Source organism: Romboutsia timonensis (assembly GCF_900106845.1).
GTDB classification, from domain to species: domain Bacteria; phylum Bacillota; class Clostridia; order Peptostreptococcales; family Peptostreptococcaceae; genus Romboutsia; species Romboutsia timonensis.
Genome location: NZ_LT629850.1, coordinates 1253472 through 1272438, shown reverse-complemented (window position 1 = coordinate 1272438; position 18967 = coordinate 1253472). Strand labels below are relative to the sequence as shown.

Annotated in this window: 21 protein-coding genes; 5 read left to right on the top strand and 16 right to left on the bottom strand. The window is 25.4% G+C overall.

Annotated elements, in window-relative coordinates:
- Positions 1–458: 458 nt before the first annotated feature.
- The 11 genes from BN7997_RS08590 to clpB all read right to left on the bottom strand — a co-directional run bounded on the left by BN7997_RS08590 (position 459) and on the right by clpB (position 12263).
- Positions 459–1658 (bottom strand): alanyl-tRNA editing protein, encoded by a 1200-nt coding sequence (locus BN7997_RS08590; RefSeq protein WP_071120398.1) that lies wholly within the window; start codon positions 1656–1658, stop codon positions 459–461.
- Positions 1659–1897: 239 nt separating this feature from the next.
- On the bottom strand, positions 1898–2857 hold the full coding sequence (locus BN7997_RS08585; protein ID WP_071120397.1) for a magnesium transporter CorA family protein: 960 nt from the start codon (positions 2855–2857) through the stop codon (positions 1898–1900).
- A gap of 80 nt (positions 2858–2937) precedes the next feature.
- A complete protein-coding gene (locus BN7997_RS08580; protein ID WP_071120396.1) occupies positions 2938–3912 on the bottom strand; it encodes an acyltransferase family protein in 975 nt (324 codons plus the stop codon).
- Between the two features lie 14 nt (positions 3913–3926).
- Complete coding sequence (locus BN7997_RS08575; protein ID WP_071120395.1) at positions 3927–4724, bottom strand: alpha/beta hydrolase; 798 nt, start codon at positions 4722–4724, stop codon at positions 3927–3929.
- Between the two features lie 111 nt (positions 4725–4835).
- Complete coding sequence (locus BN7997_RS08570) at positions 4836–5672, bottom strand: 4-hydroxy-3-methylbut-2-enyl diphosphate reductase (RefSeq protein ID WP_071120394.1); 837 nt, start codon at positions 5670–5672, stop codon at positions 4836–4838.
- A 30-nt stretch (positions 5673–5702) separates the two neighbouring features.
- On the bottom strand, positions 5703–6299 hold the full coding sequence (locus BN7997_RS08565; RefSeq protein WP_071120393.1) for a lysophospholipid acyltransferase family protein: 597 nt from the start codon (positions 6297–6299) through the stop codon (positions 5703–5705).
- Between the two features lie 63 nt (positions 6300–6362).
- On the bottom strand, positions 6363–7013 hold the full coding sequence (gene cmk / locus BN7997_RS08560; protein ID WP_071120392.1) for a (d)CMP kinase: 651 nt from the start codon (positions 7011–7013) through the stop codon (positions 6363–6365).
- Between the two features lie 17 nt (positions 7014–7030).
- Positions 7031–7399, bottom strand: coding sequence for a chorismate mutase (aroH, locus tag BN7997_RS08555; RefSeq protein ID WP_071120391.1), 369 nt, complete (start codon positions 7397–7399; stop codon positions 7031–7033).
- Positions 7400–7408: 9 nt separating this feature from the next.
- Positions 7409–8623 (bottom strand): BaiN/RdsA family NAD(P)/FAD-dependent oxidoreductase, encoded by a 1215-nt coding sequence (locus tag BN7997_RS08550; RefSeq protein WP_071120390.1) that lies wholly within the window; start codon positions 8621–8623, stop codon positions 7409–7411.
- Between the two features lie 10 nt (positions 8624–8633).
- Complete coding sequence (locus tag BN7997_RS08545; protein WP_071120389.1) at positions 8634–9275, bottom strand: histidine phosphatase family protein; 642 nt, start codon at positions 9273–9275, stop codon at positions 8634–8636.
- A gap of 393 nt (positions 9276–9668) precedes the next feature.
- Complete coding sequence (gene clpB, locus BN7997_RS08540) at positions 9669–12263, bottom strand: ATP-dependent chaperone ClpB (RefSeq protein ID WP_071120388.1); 2595 nt, start codon at positions 12261–12263, stop codon at positions 9669–9671.
- 327 nt (positions 12264–12590) lie between these two features.
- Between clpB and BN7997_RS15580 the strand changes: the two genes are divergently transcribed.
- Positions 12591–12767, top strand: a complete 177-nt coding sequence (locus BN7997_RS15580; RefSeq protein ID WP_154665242.1) for a hypothetical protein — start codon at positions 12591–12593, stop codon at positions 12765–12767.
- Positions 12768–12955: 188 nt separating this feature from the next.
- Here BN7997_RS15580 and BN7997_RS08535 read toward each other — a convergent pair whose 3' ends face one another.
- Both BN7997_RS08535 and hypB read right to left on the bottom strand, forming a co-directional pair.
- Positions 12956–14125 carry a CD0519/CD1768 family membrane protein gene (locus BN7997_RS08535; RefSeq protein WP_071120387.1) on the bottom strand — a complete coding sequence of 390 codons (1170 nt, stop codon included), beginning with the start codon at positions 14123–14125 and terminating at the stop codon, positions 12956–12958.
- A gap of 228 nt (positions 14126–14353) precedes the next feature.
- Positions 14354–15022: a hydrogenase nickel incorporation protein HypB gene (gene hypB, locus BN7997_RS08530; RefSeq protein WP_071120386.1), complete on the bottom strand. Its 669-nt coding sequence runs from the start codon at positions 15020–15022 to the stop codon at positions 14354–14356.
- 193 nt (positions 15023–15215) lie between these two features.
- On the opposite strand from hypB, the gene ytaF reads away from it, so the two are divergent.
- Both ytaF and BN7997_RS08520 read left to right on the top strand, forming a co-directional pair.
- A complete protein-coding gene (ytaF, locus tag BN7997_RS08525) occupies positions 15216–15839 on the top strand; it encodes a sporulation membrane protein YtaF (protein ID WP_071120385.1) in 624 nt (207 codons plus the stop codon).
- 156 nt (positions 15840–15995) lie between these two features.
- Complete coding sequence (locus BN7997_RS08520) at positions 15996–16364, top strand: hypothetical protein (protein WP_071120384.1); 369 nt, start codon at positions 15996–15998, stop codon at positions 16362–16364.
- Between the two features lie 27 nt (positions 16365–16391).
- Here BN7997_RS08520 and BN7997_RS08515 read toward each other — a convergent pair whose 3' ends face one another.
- Entirely contained in the window at positions 16392–16694 is a 303-nt protein-coding gene (locus BN7997_RS08515; RefSeq protein ID WP_071120383.1) for a rhodanese-like domain-containing protein, read from the bottom strand.
- A 135-nt stretch (positions 16695–16829) separates the two neighbouring features.
- On the opposite strand from BN7997_RS08515, the gene BN7997_RS08510 reads away from it, so the two are divergent.
- Entirely contained in the window at positions 16830–17081 is a 252-nt protein-coding gene (locus tag BN7997_RS08510) for a cold-shock protein (protein ID WP_071120382.1), read from the top strand.
- On the opposite strand, the gene BN7997_RS08505 is transcribed toward BN7997_RS08510, so the two are convergent.
- A complete protein-coding gene (locus BN7997_RS08505; RefSeq protein ID WP_071120381.1) occupies positions 17082–17429 on the bottom strand; it encodes a DUF134 domain-containing protein in 348 nt (115 codons plus the stop codon).
- Positions 17430–17494: 65 nt separating this feature from the next.
- Positions 17495–17917, bottom strand: coding sequence for a DUF3783 domain-containing protein (locus tag BN7997_RS08500; protein WP_071120380.1), 423 nt, complete (start codon positions 17915–17917; stop codon positions 17495–17497).
- 345 nt (positions 17918–18262) lie between these two features.
- On the opposite strand from BN7997_RS08500, the gene rluF reads away from it, so the two are divergent.
- A complete protein-coding gene (gene rluF / locus BN7997_RS08495; RefSeq protein WP_071120379.1) occupies positions 18263–18961 on the top strand; it encodes a 23S rRNA pseudouridine(2604) synthase RluF in 699 nt (232 codons plus the stop codon).
- Positions 18962–18967 lie beyond the last annotated feature (6 nt).

Here is an 18967-nt window from a genome sequence, read left to right as displayed (position 1 = left end):
AAATAACGGAAATGCTTAGAATCGAATTAAATGCGTTTTACTGTAATTATAATAAAAAATAGCTTTATATTTTTAAAATAATTAAATTATGTAAACTTCATCCTGATTATTGCTCTTTATAAGCATATTCATAGTTGTAAATAATTTTTAATTAAATATGTAAATAATAGATGATTAATTTAATAGACGGAATTATATGATTTATTATGTTAATATAAATTAATTAAAGATTATATCCTTTGACTAAAAAAAGATATGGTTATTTTCATAATGAAAAAGATAAGACTAATTAAGAATTGATTTTATAGAATATTAAAAGTTATAATAGTTAAGTTAATAGTGATAATAAAAAAATTCGTTTCGCTTGAGCGACGTGTCGGCGAAACACTTCATTTCGCCAACGATATATCCTTGCTCAAAAATGAAGCTAATTATTTAATCTTAGCTTCATTTTTATTTTATCCTATAGACTTTTCTAATTTACTAAGTGCGTAATTTAATGTATTTTCTATATTCCCGTTATTTTTACCTCCACCTTGAGCCATGAAAGGTGTTCCTCCACCATTGCCATCAATTAACTTTATTGAATCTTTTAATAGATCATTAATCTTTACATCTAAATTTTTAGATGATGCATATACTAAGTTTGCCTTATCATCATTTATTAAAGCTAGTAAAGCTATAAAGTTATCGTTTTCTGTTATTTTAGATGCAACCTTAGATATGTACTTCATAGATTTATCAGTATATATGTTTTTTATAATAGAGATATTATTTATTTTAGTACTTTTATTTATCATATCTTTTATTTCGTAATCTGATACAATAGCTTCTAACTTTTTATTTTCATTTGAAATCTCTTGAACTTTATCATTTATATTAGCTATTCCTTTAATAACCTCTTCTTCTCCAGATTTTAAATACTTACAAATGTCATTTAGAATTAAATCTCTTTTTAGTATATAGTCTATTGCTCTTTTTCCAGCAAAAAATTCTATTCTAGTGTTTCCTCTATTCTTTTCCCATCTTTTTATCTTTATTAATCTTAAATCTAATGTAGATTTTGGATGAACACCACAACAAGCATTAGAATCTAAATCTCCAATTTTTACTATTCTTATTTCATTAGTAGTATCTGGTAAGTCCCTTCTTATCCATATCTTTTTTAAATCTTTTTTAGATGGAGTTAATACTTCAAGTTTTATATCATTAGATATCATTTCATTAGCAAATTGCTCTGCTTTTCTTATTTGATTTTCAGTTAATATTCCTTGTATATCGACTGTACTAGACTCTTTTCCTAAATGAAAAGAAACTGTATTTAATTTAAATAGGGTGTAAAAGCATCCAGATAATACATGTTGAGCAAAGTGTTGATGCATACCGTCTTCTCTTCTACTCCAATCTATCTCACACTTAACTTTATGTATTTTTATAGGCTTTTTTTCTAAAACATGATAAACTTTATTTTCTTTTTCATAAACATCTATAACTGGATGGACATCTATTTTTCCTAAATCACAAAATTGCCCTCCGCCACCAGGTAAGAATGCTGTTTTATCAAGTAATACATGAAATTGGTTGTTTACTTCTAAAACTTCCACGATTTCAGCTGTAAACTCTTTTATATATTGATCAATATAGTATAATTTCTCCATAAAGTATCTCCTTTTCTTGGGTTTTAACTGTATTTTACACTATTTGGATAAAAATATAAATATTTTATACTATAAAAGGATGATTTTATTTAAAAAAATAGCACTTTACCTTATTTTATAATTTTAAAGTATATTTTAATTAAAAAAATAAAGGAAAATGCCATTCATCCAAGTGAGTTGACTTAAAAAAATAAAGTGGATGTTATTTTGTAAAAATATATAATATAATTACTCTTACTTTATAATAATTTTTTTATTTTAAATATTATAATTCCACACAATACAATAATAAACATAATTCCTATAGTCAAAGGATATCCGTAATATAAGTTGAGTTCAGGCATAAATTTAAAGTTCATACCGTATATACCTGTAATTATAGTAAGTGGAGCTGAAATAGCTGTTAAAAGTGTAAGCTTTGTTATTATGTCATTAGTCTGTTCGGCAACCTTAGAGGAATAGATATCTAGTAATTTATCAGCTAATTCTCTAGTTGAAAGTGCGAAATTATATAATTTATCAATACCAAAATCTATACTTTGTAAATTATCTAAATTGGATCTTTTCATATCATTATATTTAAGATATCTAAAATTATCTTTTAGTATTCTATCACCTAAATATAAAAGAGGTCTTGTGTTTTTTACTAAGATTCTAGTTAGACTTCTTATATAATTTATTTTTAGAATATGTTCATCATCTGTACCTTCCATAATTTCATCTTCTAAATCTAATATCATATCTTCTACTTTTTCTAAATTTTCAAATTCATGTATAATAATATTTTTTATTATAAGATAACTTATTTTAAAAAGATTACTAGGATTATAATGCTTTTGAATCTTTGAATTATTAAGAATCATACTTTTTACATAATCATATAAGAAATTATCCTTTTCACATATAACTAATATAAAGTTATCTGATAAGTACATATTTACTTCTTCAATTTTAGCTTCATTACCACTAAGTTCACATGTATTAAGACTTAAAAAGTCATAGTTATCAAATAAATCAAGTTTTATATTTTCATCAAATTCAAGGCAATCATTAAATGTTATTTCATCTATATCTAAAATATCTTTAAGTAATTTTAGTTCACAAGCTGTACTTAAAATAAGATATGGATAAACTTTACTATAAAAGTCTTCTCTAAAATGATCTATTATTTCGGCAGTTTTTAAATTTAATATATACATATTTATCACCCTTTATATTATTAGCTAAATGATAAGTTAAAATTCTGATATAAATAAAAGAGAGTATGCTATACTCTCTTTTATTTTATTAGTTTACATATAGGATTGAGTACCATATTATAAGTTTTCTCAAAAAATTTACATGAAAGTATATATGTAACTAATAATGGACTAATTATAATTATTAAATTTGTAAGAAGACTTTTATTCCATGAAGGTATAAGATAGAATATTATAAGTATAATATAAGTGTGAAAAACATATATATACATAGTTGATTTTCCAATATGAGTAAAAAATGTTTTGCTAGTTGGTATTATATATGATACAAATAAGCTTAATAATATACTGCTAATATAAAGTAATATTCTAGAGATTATGCCTATATAAATACTGATACCAAGCTCTTTATAGGAATGAGATCCATATAAAAATCGATAATCTAAAATATCTTTATTAGCTATAAAAAATGAAACGATTATAAATATAAGTATTCCTAAAATACATATACCTATGTTAACCTTATCAAATATATATTTTATCTTTTCTATATCTGTATAATATCCTAATAAAAAGAAAGGTAAAAAAACTATAGTTCTTGAAAATGATAGAATAGATCCATTTGGTATAAGTCCAATTAAAATACCTAATATAAAGCTAATAGGCAGTATATATTTAACTTTTATTAAGTATTTAAGTGAACTTCTCCAAAAAAATAAACTTAGTAAAAACCATAAAGTCCATCCTGGATATATTATAGGTAAATTAACATCCCCAGTATATATATATGCTAGTGAATACCATATAATATTTAAGAAAATATATGGTATTAATAAATCCTTTAGAAAAATTTTCTTACTCTTATTTACATTTTTAGATAAGTATCCAGAGATATAAATAAACAAAGGCATATGAAAAATATATATAAACATATATATAGCCATTAATGTGTCACTAGTGTCTATATATCTCTCTATTAAGTGACCAAATACAACTAGAAATATAAGTACTACTTTTATGTTATCTATAAAATGTCTTTTATTAGTAATAGCCATTAATTCACCTCGCTTCAAACTATTTTTTCTAAAAACTCAAAAACGTATTTTGAATATTCATTACCATTTCCTCTTACTATATCTATTGTATCTTCATGCTCAGCACCTTTTATTATTTTTAAATAAGAATTATTGTTTACATTCTTTAAATTATTTATAAAGGATTTTGAGTTTTCTATATCTATTAGTGTATCACTATCACCATGTATACAAAGAGTACTTATAGTAGAGTTTTTATTTATTAGATTTATAGGATTACAAGTATCAGTATTACTTTTATATATATACCTTTTTATTAACCTTTTAGATCTATTTGAATTACATTTATTAAAATTTAAAACTCCAGATATGGATATAAAACCTTTTAAAATAGATGTATTTATTTTATAATCATTTTGCCTTTTTGTATCAAAAGCTAAGTGAGATGATATTTCTGCACCAGCTGAATAACCTCCAACTACTATACCATTATTAGTATCATTATTTTTTATATAATGTCTAAGAGCTTTAAATGCATCTTCTATTTGAATAGGATATCTATAATGTGGTACTAATCTATATCCAACCAATACTACTGTATATCCATGTTTAAAAAAATATTTCCCAACTCCACTATATAAAGATGGACTACCTTGACACCAACCTCCTCCGTGAATAAAAAATATAGTTGGTTTATTACTATTTTGTTTATATACCTTATAATATTGTTTTTTATCACTTCCATACTTTACATTAGTGCATTTTATATTTATATCTTTTGTATATGCATACCTTAACATTCTATATACATTTTTTATTTTCTTCTTAATCATATAATATCATCCACCCTTAATAAAATAACTTAAAACAAAAGACATGAATTAAATAAAACTCATGTCTTTATTATATATTATCGTATTATATATTATGCTAGTTTAGATAAATTATAATGATTCTATAAAACTTATTACATCTTCAATTATCCAATCAGGTGTAGAAGCTCCTGCTGTAACTCCTATTAAATTGAATTTGTTTAATTTATCTATATCTAAATCTTCTTTAGTTTCTATTGCAAAAGTAGGTACTTGTTCTTTACATATATTTACTAGCTTTTGTGTATTAGAACTATGTTTTCCACCTATAACTATCATACAGTCTACATCAACAGATAATTCTTTAGCTGCTTGTTGTCTTGTTTTTGTTGCAGAACAAATAGTATTCTTAAAAGTTATATTATCTAATTTTTTAGATAGTATATTTACTATTTCATTATATAATTCTAAATTTAGTGTAGTTTGGGCTACAAGACAATATTTACTGTTATTATCTAAGTTTAAGCTATTTACATCATCAATAGATTTTACTATAAGTGCTGAATTTTCACACCAACCATTTATACCTATTATTTCAGGATGGTTTTTATCTCCAATTATTATTATTTTATATCCTTTTTCATAAAATTCTTTTACTATATTGTGGATTTTTTTTACAAATGGACATGTTGTATCTATTATATTTAAATTATTAGAATTAGCTTTATCGTAAATATCGCTAGATACACCATGAGATCTTATTATTACACTTTTATCATTAGGAATATCATTAATAGTATCTACAGTTACAAGCCCTTTATCTTCATACCTTTGTACAGCTTGCTTATTATGAATAAGTGGTCCTAAAGCATATATATCAGAATTTAATTCTAATTCATCCCATGCCATTTTCATAGCTCTTTTAACACCAAAGCAAAATCCTGCTTCTTTAGCTATTTTTACTTTCATATTTCATATCTCCCTAAAATTAAAATATTATTATTTAGAGTGTATATAGTAATTTTCTTTTATTACTTCTAATACATTCTGTGATAATCGTTCATTTTCCTCTGAAGTAAGCTTTTGTTTATAGTATTCTTCAAATGAAATTGGTTTATCTATAAATATCGTTACTCTATTAAATAATTTATAATTAGATATTATAGATATAGGTACAACTTGTGCTTTTCCTTTTATGGCAAATAGAGAAAGTCCAGCTTTAGCTTTACCAAATCCAGGTTCTTTAATTCTTGTTCCTTCAGGAAATATACCTAATACATATCCATCTTTTATAGCCTTTAGAATATTTTTTATAGTAGAGATATCTGGTTTTTCTCTATTTATAGGAATAACATTTAATTTTTTTAAAATATATGCTAATGGCTTTATATCAAAAAGTTCTTTTTTAGCAATAGCTGCAACTTGCCTATTTTCTATTGCTGCTGCTAAGAATATAGGATCTAGATTAGATTTGTGATTTGCAGCAATTATTACATTGCCCTCATCAGGTATATTTTCTGCTCCTATAACTTTATATTTGTAAAATATATTTACAAAACATTTAAAAGCTTTTGTTACAAATTTATAAAAACTCACTTTTATCTCCCTTCAATTATTAAAGCTATAAAGTACCATAAAGCACTTTATAACTTTAATATATTATATGTTTATTTTAGATAGTACAGATTGAACTACTTCATTTATACTCTTTCCTGTAGTATCTATTTCTATAGCATCATCTGCCTTAACAAGTGGTGCAAATTCTCTGTTTGAATCAATTTCATCTCTTTTTATTATATCGCTTATTATTTCTTCAAGGTTTACATCATATCCTTTATTAACTAACTCTTTATATCTTCTTTTTCCTCTTTCTTCTGGTGTTGCTACTAAGAAAAATTTATAATCTGCATTTGGGAATACATAAGAACCGATATCTCTTCCATCTAATATAACAGAACTTACTTTTCCTATATTTCTTTGAACATCTACCATAAGATATCTTACTTCTTTTATTTTTGCTACATTAGAAACATTGTTGCTAACTTCCATTGTTCTTATTTCGTCTTTTAATATTTCTCCATTTAAATATATATTATTATCTTTAAAATCTATTTCACAATCTTTAGCTATTTTTATAACTTCTTCTTCATTATTTATATCTATATTATTTTGAAGGCATTTATATGTTATTGCTCTATACATAGCTCCAGTATCTATATAGTTTATATTTAATTTCTCTGCTATTAATTTTGCTATTGTACTTTTACCTGCTCCTGCTGGTCCATCTACTGCTATTACTAAGTTTTTCATTTTTTATCTCCTATTAGTTATTTATTTATTAAATCTTTTCTTAAGTTTTTTGCATTATTTAAGTAAATATGCTTTATATCAGCTTTAGTTTTTTCAGTATTTATATACATCATAACTCTTATACATTTACTTAAACTTCCTTGTATATGCTTTTCTTCATAATTTAACATAGGTATATCATGTATGTCTAGAATCTCTCTGACAGCTACAGCTGGATATACTGCATCTAAATCTTTTGTCATAGTAAAACACATACTTATAATATCTTCATTATTTAATTCATTTTTTAATATTATTGTTTCTATTAGTTTAGAAGTTTCTTTTAATATTTCTTCTTTATTATTAGAAGTTACAGTTGTTGCACCTCTTATTGCTAATACTTTCATATTAATCACCTATACACTTATTCCAGCAAGATACCCTGTTGAAAAAGCTATTTGTAAATTATATCCGCCAGTTTCAGCGTCTACATCTATTACTTCCCCTGTAAAAAATAGATTTTCTATTAATTTTGACTCCATAGTAGAAGAGTTTATTTCTTTTACAGATACTCCACCACTTGTAACTTGAGAAGCTTTTATACCAATACTTCCATTGCAAGTTAGCTTCATACTTTTTATACACTCTACTATTTTTAATTCATCACTCTTTGATAATTCATTAGCTTTTTTATCAGTTAAATCTAATAAATTGAATATTTCCTTTAAAAAGTTTTGAGGTAGTAATCCTTTTAGATTATTAATTACATTTTTATTAGGATTTTCTCTTATAAGTTTAGATATTTCATCACCAGTAATACTAGGTAAAAAGTCTAAACTTATTTCTAATTCATTTTCATCTATATATTTATTTATATATGATGAAAATTTTAATACAGCTGGTCCTGTTAAACCAAAATGGGCAAACAACATATCTCCAACTTGACTTATCTTTTTCTTTTTTATCTTACAAGAAATTTCAACATTTCTCATAGAAATACCTTGTAGTTTTTTTATAAAGCTTTCTTTAACTGTAAGAGGTATTAATGCTGGATATATTTTATTTATGGTGTGTCCATATTTTTTTAATATTTCATACATCATACCATCAGATCCTGTGTTTGGATAGCTTTTTCCACCTGTTGATATTATAACCTTATCTGCTAGTATAGTTTGGTTATTTTCTGTTTTAACTCCTATAACAGTATTATTTTCTATTATAAGATCAACAACTTTAGTATTATATAGTATTTTTACTTTATTAGCTTTTAAATCAGATTTTAACGCTTCTATTACTTCTTCTGATTTATCTGATTTTGTATATACTTTATGGTCATTATCAGTTTCAATTTTATATTCTAAATTATTTTCTTCGAAGTATGATAATAAATCTTTGTTAGTAAAGCTATAAAAACTACTATATAAAAACTTTTTATTATTTACAACTTTATCAAAAAAGTCTTCAATATCTCTGTTGTTAGTTATATTACATCTTCCACCACCAGTAAGTAAAAGCTTTCTTCCTAACTCTCCATTTCGTTCTAATAATATAACTTCATGATTAGACTTTGATGCATTAAGAGCAGCCATCATTCCAGATGGGCCACCTCCAACTACTATAATTTTAGACATTTATTTACTCCTATTCTAATGCTGAGTTATTTAATTTCTCATTATTTTTTATATGACTAGTATCATTCATCTTTATTATTACTGGGCCATAATTTCTACACTCTACTATATTAAGAGCTGTATTATCTTGTTTTATTCTATATATATTTTCCATTCCAGAGTTTAAAAATGAAAGTAACATAACTCTCACTGTAACAGAGTGACTAACTAGTAAAATATGTTTATTATCATATTTTTCATTTAATTCTTTTATAAAGGCATCTACTCTATCTTTTATAATATGAAGAGTTTCACCATTAGGTATATCTGCTAAGTGAGGTTGATTTCTCCAAGTTTCATATGTTTTTGCGTGATTTTTCTTTATTTCATCTATTAAAAGACCTTCCCAGTCTCCAAATCCCATTTCTCTTAGAGATTTAGTTTGATTAACCTTAACACCTATTTGATCACCAACAATTTCAGCTGTTTGAACTGCTCTACCTAAATCACTACTATATATATAGTCTATAGGATACTCTTTTATGGCTTTTGCTAACTCAAAAGCTTGTTCTTCTCCTTTTTGAGTTAAATCTGAATTTCCATGACCTTGAGTTTTGCCTAATATATTCCAATTCGTTTGTCCATGTCTTACTATGTAAAAAGTATTTGCCAACTTTATGACCTCCTCAAGTGTATATTATTTATTTTTAACTTTCATCAAAAATTTATTATACCATAAATATGCATTATATAAGAATACCCATAAAGTAATATATATAATAATATTTTTGAGCAACGGATTTATCCGTTGCGGTAGGAAAGATATATCGTTTGCGAAATGAAGTGTTTCGCCGACACGTCGCTCAAGTGAAGCGAATTTTTTATATTAAGAACTTTTAATGGAAAAAATTAATAAAAATATTGATATTGCAATGCTATATAGTTTTTATTTTCTTATAATATTAATTTAAACAAATTGTAATATTATTTAAAAACTTAACTCTATTACTAAATTATAAAAAAAAGCATCTCTAGATTATTGAATCTATTGAGATGCTTTTTATTACTATTTAACTTCTACTTTAATATTATCATCTTCTCCATCAATAATAATATTACATCCACTATAAATTTCACCTGCTATCATCTTTTTAGCAATTATAGTTTCAAGTGTATTACTTATATATCTCTTTAATGGTCTAGCACCGTATACTGGGTCATAACCTTCTTTAGCCATAACTTCTTTAGCTGAATCAGTTACTTCTATACCTATATTTTTATCTTTTAGTCTGTTTCTAAGAGCATTTACAAATATATCTATTATTTGTTTAATTCCTTCTATATCTAAAGGTCTAAACATTATTATATCATCAACCCTATTTAAAAACTCTGGTTTGAATCTATGTTTCATTTCACTCATAACTAAATCCTTAGTTGATTCAGTTATATTTTCTCCAGCTTCTAGTAAATAATGACTTCCTATATTTGATGTCATTATTATAAGAGTATTTTTAAAGTCTACAGTCTTACCTTTATTATCTGTAAGTCTACCATCATCTAGTATTTGTAAGAATATATTAAATACATCTTCATGTGCTTTTTCTATTTCATCAAATAAAATTACAGAGTATGGATGTCTTCTTACAGCTTCTGTTAATTGTCCTCCCTCTTCATATCCTACATATCCTGGAGGTGGTCCTATAAGTCTAGATACAGCATGTTTTTCCATGTATTCTGACATATCTATCCTTATTATATTATCTTCACTGTCAAATAGGTTATTAGCTAAAGTTTTAGCAAGTTCTGTTTTACCAACTCCAGTAGGTCCTAGGAATATAAATGAACCGATTGGTTTATTTTCGTCTTTAAGACCTGCACGAGCACGTATTACTGCATTTGATACTGCTGTTACAGCTTCATCTTGACCTATTACCCTTTTGTGAAGCTCATCTTCTAGTTTAAGAAGTTTTTCTCTTTCTCCTTCAACTAATTTAGTAACAGGTATTCCTGTCCATTTAGCAACAATTTGAGATATTTCATTTTCTGTTACTTCTTCTTTTAATAATGCATTATCGTAACTTTCTTGTATTTTTAATTCATGTTCTTTTATTTGTTCCTCTAGCTTTGGTATTACACCGTATTTTATTTCAGCAGCTTTATTTAAATCATATTCTCTTTCAAATTTTTCTACATTTCCTTTAGCTTCATCAAGTTGAGATTTTAAATTCTTTATTTCAAGTATTTGTTTTTTCTCTTTTTCATACTTAGCACTCATCTCATCATTTTTAGATTTAAGTTCTGATATTTCTTTTGCTAATTTTTCTAGTCTATTTTTACTTTTTTCATCATTTTCTTTTAATAAAGCTTCTCTTTCTGTTTCTAGTGTAAATAGTTTTCTTCTTACTGTATCTAATTCTGTAGGAAGAGAATCTATTTCACTTCTAATCATTGCACCTGCTTCATCTATTAAGTCAATTGCTTTATCTGGTAAGAATCTATCTTGTATATATCTATCTGATAATTTAGCAGCTGCAACTATTGCATTATCATGTATTCTTACTCCGTGATGTATTTCAAATCTTTCTTTAAGACCTCTTAATATAGATATAGTATCAGCTACAGTAGGTTCTTCTGCTATAACTGGTTGGAAACGTCTTTCTAATGCTTTATCTTTTTCTATATATTGTCTATACTCATCAAAAGTTGTAGCTCCTATACAGTTTAACTCTCCACGTGCAAGCATTGGTTTTATAAGGTTACCTGCATCCATAGCACCATCAGTTTTACCAGCACCTACTATTGTGTGTATTTCATCTATAAATAGTATTATCTTTCCATCAGATGATTGTACTTCTTTAAGTACTGCTTTTAATCTTTCTTCAAATTCTCCTCTATATTTAGCTCCAGCAATTAAAGAACCCATATCTAGCGCATATATTATTTTATCCTTTAAACCTTCTGGAACATCTCCACGAACTATTCTTTCTGCTAATCCTTCAACTATAGCAGTTTTACCAACTCCAGGCTCTCCTATAAGTACTGGATTATTTTTAGTTCTTCTTGATAATATTCTTATAACTCTTCTTATTTCTTCATCTCTACCGATAACAGGGTCTAGCTTATTCTTTTTAGCAAGTTCAACTAAATTAGTTCCATATCTAGCTAATGCTTCATAAGTACCTTCTGGGTCTTGCGTTTCAACCCTTTGACTACCTCTTACTTGAGATAATACTTTTAAGAAGTCGTTTTTATTTATATTATATTGTTTTAAGATTCTTCCTACTGCATTATTAGATTCCATATCCATAATGGCAAGCATAACATGCTCTACACTTATATAACTATCTTTAAACTCTTTTGATATTTCTTCTGCTTTTATTAAAACTTCATTTATTCTTCTTGTAGCTGTTACTCCTTGAGAACTTATTCCCTCACCATGTATTTGAGGTAATTTTTTTAATTCTAAATCTATACTACTTTTTAAAGCATCTACCGATACATTCATTTTATCAAATATATTAGGAATAAGCCCATCTTCTTGATTTACAAGTGCACTAAATAGATGAATAACATCTAACTGTTGATTATGATTTTTTACAGCTATGCTATAAGCATCATTTAATGATTTTTGAACTCTAACCGTCATTTTTTCTATATCCATAAAATATACCTCCATTGATTTATATATATAAAGACTATTATTTATTATGCTAAAAATTTCAAATAATAAAAGTATTTTCGAATTATTAGCACTCTATTAAGAAGAGTGATAATAACTTTATATAAACTATATACCTCCTTTATTAATTTGTCAATTATATATTTAATTTTATTTTATGGTAAATCTAGTTAATTTATTTATAATAGTAATAATTTTTATTATAAAGATAGTTTTAATATAAAATACACGCTTTAGTTTATAAGGAATATCTAGCACTTGTTTTGGTTAAATTATTAATGTAAATTAACTTCAACATAGGAGGATATTATGTCAAAGCAAAATGCAAAAAATAAAGGAAGAAAAGAACCTAAATTAGCTAAAAATGTAGCTAAGTCAAGTTTAGAAATAGGAGAAGAATTAAATATAGAACCAAGATTAAGACCAGCTAAAACAGGTTCTGTAAGCCAAAATACATCAAAACCTATTAAACCTAGAAAAAAATAATAAAAAATTCGCTACGCTCATGTCGCCAACGACTTCGTCCGTTGCTCAAAATCTTTTTTACGCTCAAAACTAATTTATTGATATTACTTACATTAAGAAGTTATACACAATTTTTAAAGTATTATAATATCATTAAGCGTAAAAAATAAAATGGACTTAAGTTTATAACTTAAGTCCATTTATATAGTTTATGAAATAATCATAAATATAAAGTGCGCAGACACACCTGCACAAATACCACCTATAGTATGAGATAATATAGCTTTACTTGTAAGTTCTCTTGCATTTAATGCATCCATCATACCTACATGAGTGCTTAAATATCCACTCCAACACATTCCCATAGCTGTAAATACTGCTATATCATTAGGTGTTATTATACCATCTGTTATAAACTGAGGAACTAAACTCATTGCAGCTCCTACTGCACCTAAAGATGTTATTGGAAATGCTATAGCTTCAGCTGATTTAAATCCAAACAATGGTTCTAGTATAAAGCTAAGTTTTTCTCCAAGTATAGGAAGTAATCCAATTCCTTCATATGCAGCTCCTGTATAAATATCTGCTCCTGTAGTTGGATCAGTACTTGGTCCAAATGTTAAAAGCATAACCAATGTACATACAACTAATACTCCAGGTATTATAGCAAGTCCAAGTTCAACTCCACTTTTACCACCTTCAAGTATAGCATCTAATGCTCTTTGGAATACACTACCATCCCTTATTACTCTAGCTTCTTTAGCTGTACTTGATTTTAAATCAGATTTATCATCACATTTATCATCTTTATAAAACTTTTTAGTGAAATGTAGCATTATTCTAACACTTACTATACTACCTATTATAGCTCCTACATTTCCTATTAAAGCAGGTAATACATATTCTTCACCTTGAGATATCATAAATGTTGTTACGATAAGTCCCATACCAAAAGATGTACCTATATTACATAAGGCAGGAATTTGATATTTCTTAAAGTATTTAGTAAAAGACTTATCTTTACTAAATGAAATTATTGCTGGATTATCAGATAAGTAAGTAGTTATTGCACCAGCAATACTTGCACCTGGTAATCCATATAATGGCTTCATAAAAATAGCAAATACTTTGTTTAAAAGTGATATGACTCCAAATTCTGAAAGTAATGCACTAAGCGAACCTGCAAGTACTGCCATTGCCATTATTAAAAATACCGTATTTAAAAGTAAGTCATGAGCAGTATTCATTATAACTTTAAACATTATACCAGCGCCCATAATATTTGCCACATAAGAAAATCCAAAAAGTAAAATTCCTAAAAATATAAAAGCTTCTATATTAGAGGATTTTGTTTTTTGATTTACTATACTATTTTCCATATAATATCCTCCTTTTACAATTTTATAAAAATAATTGCATATTTTTACATTTTGTTTTTTATATTATATACTAAATTTTATTAAAAATCATTAATAATTTAAAGTAAAAAACTAATTGTAAAATAATCCATTAATAGATTTCTACTACTTTGAAAATATTGGTAATTAACTTTGCATTTTTCAGTATTTACATATAATAAAAAGCCTTGTAGTTTACAAGGCTTTTTATTATGAGTTCATTATTTTTTTCTCTCTTATTTTACTTTTTAAAAAGTCACTTAATTCTTCTATTCCTCTATTATCTTTACAAGATACTTCAAATACTTTAATATTTTTATTTAACATACGTATATCTCTATAGAATTCATTTATGTCAAAATTAGTATGGTCTATAATATCTAATTTGTTTAATATAACTACAGATGCGCTTTTAAACATTAATGGATATTTAAAAGGCTTATCATTTCCTTCAGTTGTGCTCATAACTACTATTTTCATATCTTCACTTAAATCATATTCTTCTGGAAATGCTAGATTTCCTATGTTTTCTATAGCTAAAAAGTCTAACTTATTTATATCTAAGTTATCAAGAGAAGTTGAAATCATACCAGCATCTAAGTAACACAGTCCACCTGTATTAAGTTGGATTACATCTATATTATGCTTTTCTATTCTCATTGCATCTTTTGCAGTATATAAATCACCTTGAATAACTGCCATATTATAATTTGTTTTAATATTTTCTATTAATTTTTCAAGTAAACATGTCTTTCCAGAACCAGGAGATCCTAATAAATTTATAGTAAATATTTGTTTCTCATCTAATAGCTTCCTATTTTTATCTGCCAGTTCATTATTATTTACAGGTATATTTTTTTCTACGATTATTTGTTTCATAATATCCTCCCTTGTATTATCAAAATCTTTATCGGCTTATACTTCATATATATTTATGTATTAGTAAAAATCAATATTCTTTCTATATATTTATGTATTAATAAAAGTCAATATTCTTTTTATATCTTTATGTACACAAATTTATTTTCCAGAATAATATAATACTAGCACTACAATATAGGGGGGTGACTTCATGTTACAATCGTTGTTATTGGTTTTTTCTTTATGCTTAGATACTTTTGTAGCGAGTATTGCTTATGGTACAGATAAAATAAAAATACCTTTTTACTCTTCAATTATAATAAACTTAGTTTGTTCCTCATTTCTAGGTATTGCTCTGTTTTTAGGAGATTTATTAAATAATTTTATACCTATTAATGTTGCAACTTATCTTAGCTTTTTTCTTTTACTCGGACTTGGTATATATAGAGTATTTGAAGTATTTTGTAAAAAGTATATAAGGAAGTTTTCCAATAAAGATAAACCTCTTACTTTTAAAGTTTTTGACTTTAAATTTGTTCTTCAAATTTATGCAAATGAAATAAAGGCTGATTATGATAATTCTAAATTACTTAGCGCTAAAGAAGCTTTTTATTTAGCAATTGCTCTTTCCTTAGATAGTTTAGCAGTTGGATTTGGTAGCGGATTGGGATATGTAAACTATGCACAGGTTATAATACTTTGCTTTTTAGTTGGTATAGTTTGTTTAAGATTAGGAAGTCAATTAGGAAGACATTTTGCTAATATAATAAATGTAAACTTATCTTGGCTATCTGGTGTACTTCTTATTATATTAGCATTTATAAGAACTTTTTAAACTTTAAACCTATTATATATATTAATGTATAATAGGTTTTTCTATAATTTACAAGTAAACATATATATATCAAAAATGGTATAATGTCTTATAAGTATAAAAGGTAAAATACTTTATATTTATAAAATTTCATTATGTGTTGGGGGATCTATTTATATGACATGCAACTATTGTAATAGCGACAATTTTAAATATCTAACATCTAGTACAAATTCTACATATACGTACTGTAGAGATTGTAATACCAACTTTGATATAGCTTATAAAAATGTTATTATTGATTCTATGTTAAAAAAGTTATTAGAAACTTTAAAGTGTGTAAAAACAGATTACTTAAAAATAGAAGTAAAAAAAGACTATAATACAATTGGACTTATAATAAATAATATTAATGTTTTTGAAATGGATTTTAAATATGAGTTTTCGAAAAAAGATATATATTATATAGAAAATGTTATTTTTGAATTAGTTCAAGATTTTTATGATTTTGATTTATCAAAAGTTGATATAATAGTATGTGAATAAAAATAAGAGAGCTTAATTAAAGCTCTCTTATTTTAAATAGTCTATTATTCCACGTTCTAAGTTGTACAACTTATTAAATCCTTCCATAGCCAATAAATTGCATGCTGTAATACTTCTATGTCCACTTCTGCAATAAATTACTATATCTTTATCATTATGATCTTGTAATTCATCTATATTATATAGTAAATCTTGTAACTGTATATTTATTGATGTTTCTATATTAACTTCTTCAAATTCTTCTTCACTTCTTACATCTATTAATAATATATTTTCATTATTTTGTATTAACTTTTTTAATTCATTGCTACTTATATTTTTATAGCTCACTAAAATCACCTCGCCCAACTTAGTATACCATCTTTATACCCTACTTTTATACCAATTCCCCAAATTTTTTTAATAAAATGAAATATATCAGTAAATAATATATTATATCAAAATTTAAAAAGGAGATATTTATATATGGCAAATTATATGGGTGTTGTAAAATGGTTTGATAATGATAGAGGATATGGATTTATATCTGCAAATGATGGAAATGATGTTTTTGTACACTATTCAAACGTAAAAGAAAATGGACATGATAAGGATTTACACGAAGGTGAAGAAGTATCATTTGATATAGTAGAGGCACCTAAAGGTCTTTCTGCTATAAATGTGTATCTAAGTTATAAGTTAAAAACCCCTTATAATCTAAATTATAAGGGATTTTAATTATTTTAAGAAACCAGCTTCTTCATTTGTCATAATTTTACTAGATAAACATAATGGACACTTTATATCTTCCTTAGTATAATCTATCTCATATATTTGACCACATACAGCACATCTAAATTTGCATAGAGTAGTACATTTAGGTTGTTCATTTACACTAATATCTATAATATTAATTTCATCTTTATCTATAAGTGCCTTAGTTACTTTTTCTCTTGCTTTATTTAATATATCGTTATATTCTTTAACGCTTATACTCATTATACTTGCACATTTTTTATCATTAAAATTATTTATATCTTTTAACTCAAGTGCCTTGAGTTCAATAGTTGTCAATTCAACTTTCATACTCAACGACCTCCTTTTATACATAATTAATTATATGTATAAAATTTAGGTAATTGTGTATTTACTTATGAATTTTTATGTATAGATACTTTTGAGCTATTTAAACTAATAGCTTCTTCTTGTAAGTTATATAAAAGATTTTTTAAGTCCCAATTAATTGATGTTTCTGTTACTGTGGCTAATAAAGGTCTTTGCACTTTTAATCTTTTTAAATTATCAGATACAGCACTAATCTTTCTACTTTCTATGTTATTAAATATAATAGCTCTACTATTTATTTTTTCTTCGCTATCTTCTAATAAGTTATCATCTAATATATCTTTTATAGTAGTATTTAAATTATCATTTTTTAGTATAATAATATCACTTATTCCACTTAATCTAAATACACTCTTTATTTTAATTAATTCTTTATTATTAAAATTAAATACTAAAGCACAACTTCTAGATTCTGTAGTATTTAACTCCTTTAAATTTTTAAATGTCATATTAAACACATCCCTTCATTTTATAATTACCTAACATTTTTTAATTTAAAACATATATTTTTAAATTCATTTATATTAGCCCCTACTTTATTTACCTTCTAGTATATTAACCATATTAATTAGATATAATTATTGTATTTGATATTTTATCATTTTACAGTAAAATTTTCCAATATTTAAATAATTTATTACACTAATGATGTCAAAATATATATTTATATAGCTAGCTTATTTTGTATACAACTAATACTACATATATTTAATTAACTTAGTTTTTATTATTGCTTAGATAAATTAACTATAATATAATAAATAAGTTATACTAAAGTTTTAGGAGGTCCTTTAATGAGATTAAATAACTATATAAGTTCAACTGGACTTTGTTCAAGAAGAGAAGCTGACAAGCTTATTGAACAAGGTAGAGTTACTGTAAATGGAAAAAAAGCACAAGTTGGTCAAACTGTAGAAGAAGGTGCTATGGTTAAGGTAAATAATAAGCTTATAAAGCCTAAAAATAACAATGTTTATATAGCACTTAATAAACCTGTAGGTATAACTTGTACAACAGAACGTCATGTAAAAGGAAATATTATTGACTATGTTAATTATCCAGAAAGAATTTTCCCAATAGGAAGATTAGATAAGCCATCAGAAGGTCTTATTCTTTTAACTAATGATGGAAGCATAGTAAATAAAATACTTAGAGCAGAAAATAAACATGAGAAAGAATATAAAGTTACGGTTAACAAAAATATAACTCAAGAGTTTATAAATAAAATGTCTAATGGTGTTCGTATATTTAATCCTGTAACTAATAAATACGTAACTACTAACAAATGTCTTGTTACAAAGGTTAATAATCGTACATTTAAAATAGTTTTAACTCAAGGTTTAAATCGTCAAATACGTAGAATGTGTGAGGTATTTGGATATTCCGTTGAAAAACTTCAAAGAGTTAGAATCATGAATTTAACATTAAAAGGTATACCTTATGGGAAATGGAGAGTATTATCTAAGAATGAGGTATCTGAATTAATAAAATAAAGTATA

What these genes read in the sequence shown, in the direction of transcription:
- BN7997_RS08585 (WP_071120397.1), bottom strand. Translation starts at nt 2,857, where the DNA reads ATGTATATATTAAATTTAAAAACTGCCGAAATAATAGATCATTTTAGA.
- BN7997_RS08510 (WP_071120382.1), top strand. Translation starts at nt 16,830, where the DNA reads ATGGCAAATTATATGGGTGTTGTAAAATGGTTTGATAATGATAGAGGA.
- BN7997_RS08550 (WP_071120390.1), bottom strand. Translation starts at nt 8,623, where the DNA reads ATGTCTAAAATTATAGTAGTTGGAGGTGGCCCATCTGGAATGATGGCT.
- BN7997_RS08500 (WP_071120380.1), bottom strand. Translation starts at nt 17,917, where the DNA reads ATGACATTTAAAAATTTAAAGGAGTTAAATACTACAGAATCTAGAAGT.
- BN7997_RS08575 (WP_071120395.1), bottom strand. Translation starts at nt 4,724, where the DNA reads ATGATTAAGAAGAAAATAAAAAATGTATATAGAATGTTAAGGTATGCA.
- hypB (WP_071120386.1), bottom strand. Translation starts at nt 15,022, where the DNA reads ATGAAACAAATAATCGTAGAAAAAAATATACCTGTAAATAATAATGAA.
- rluF (WP_071120379.1), top strand. Translation starts at nt 18,263, where the DNA reads ATGAGATTAAATAACTATATAAGTTCAACTGGACTTTGTTCAAGAAGA.
- ytaF (WP_071120385.1), top strand. Translation starts at nt 15,216, where the DNA reads ATGTTACAATCGTTGTTATTGGTTTTTTCTTTATGCTTAGATACTTTT.
- BN7997_RS08570 (WP_071120394.1), bottom strand. Translation starts at nt 5,672, where the DNA reads ATGAAAGTAAAAATAGCTAAAGAAGCAGGATTTTGCTTTGGTGTTAAA.
- BN7997_RS08590 (WP_071120398.1), bottom strand. Translation starts at nt 1,658, where the DNA reads ATGGAGAAATTATACTATATTGATCAATATATAAAAGAGTTTACAGCT.
- BN7997_RS15580 (WP_154665242.1), top strand. Translation starts at nt 12,591, where the DNA reads ATGTCAAAGCAAAATGCAAAAAATAAAGGAAGAAAAGAACCTAAATTA.
- cmk (WP_071120392.1), bottom strand. Translation starts at nt 7,013, where the DNA reads ATGAAAAACTTAGTAATAGCAGTAGATGGACCAGCAGGAGCAGGTAAA.
- BN7997_RS08580 (WP_071120396.1), bottom strand. Translation starts at nt 3,912, where the DNA reads ATGGCTATTACTAATAAAAGACATTTTATAGATAACATAAAAGTAGTA.
- BN7997_RS08535 (WP_071120387.1), bottom strand. Translation starts at nt 14,125, where the DNA reads ATGGAAAATAGTATAGTAAATCAAAAAACAAAATCCTCTAATATAGAA.
- BN7997_RS08505 (WP_071120381.1), bottom strand. Translation starts at nt 17,429, where the DNA reads ATGAAAGTTGAATTGACAACTATTGAACTCAAGGCACTTGAGTTAAAA.
- BN7997_RS08520 (WP_071120384.1), top strand. Translation starts at nt 15,996, where the DNA reads ATGACATGCAACTATTGTAATAGCGACAATTTTAAATATCTAACATCT.
- aroH (WP_071120391.1), bottom strand. Translation starts at nt 7,399, where the DNA reads ATGAAAGTATTAGCAATAAGAGGTGCAACAACTGTAACTTCTAATAAT.
- clpB (WP_071120388.1), bottom strand. Translation starts at nt 12,263, where the DNA reads ATGGATATAGAAAAAATGACGGTTAGAGTTCAAAAATCATTAAATGAT.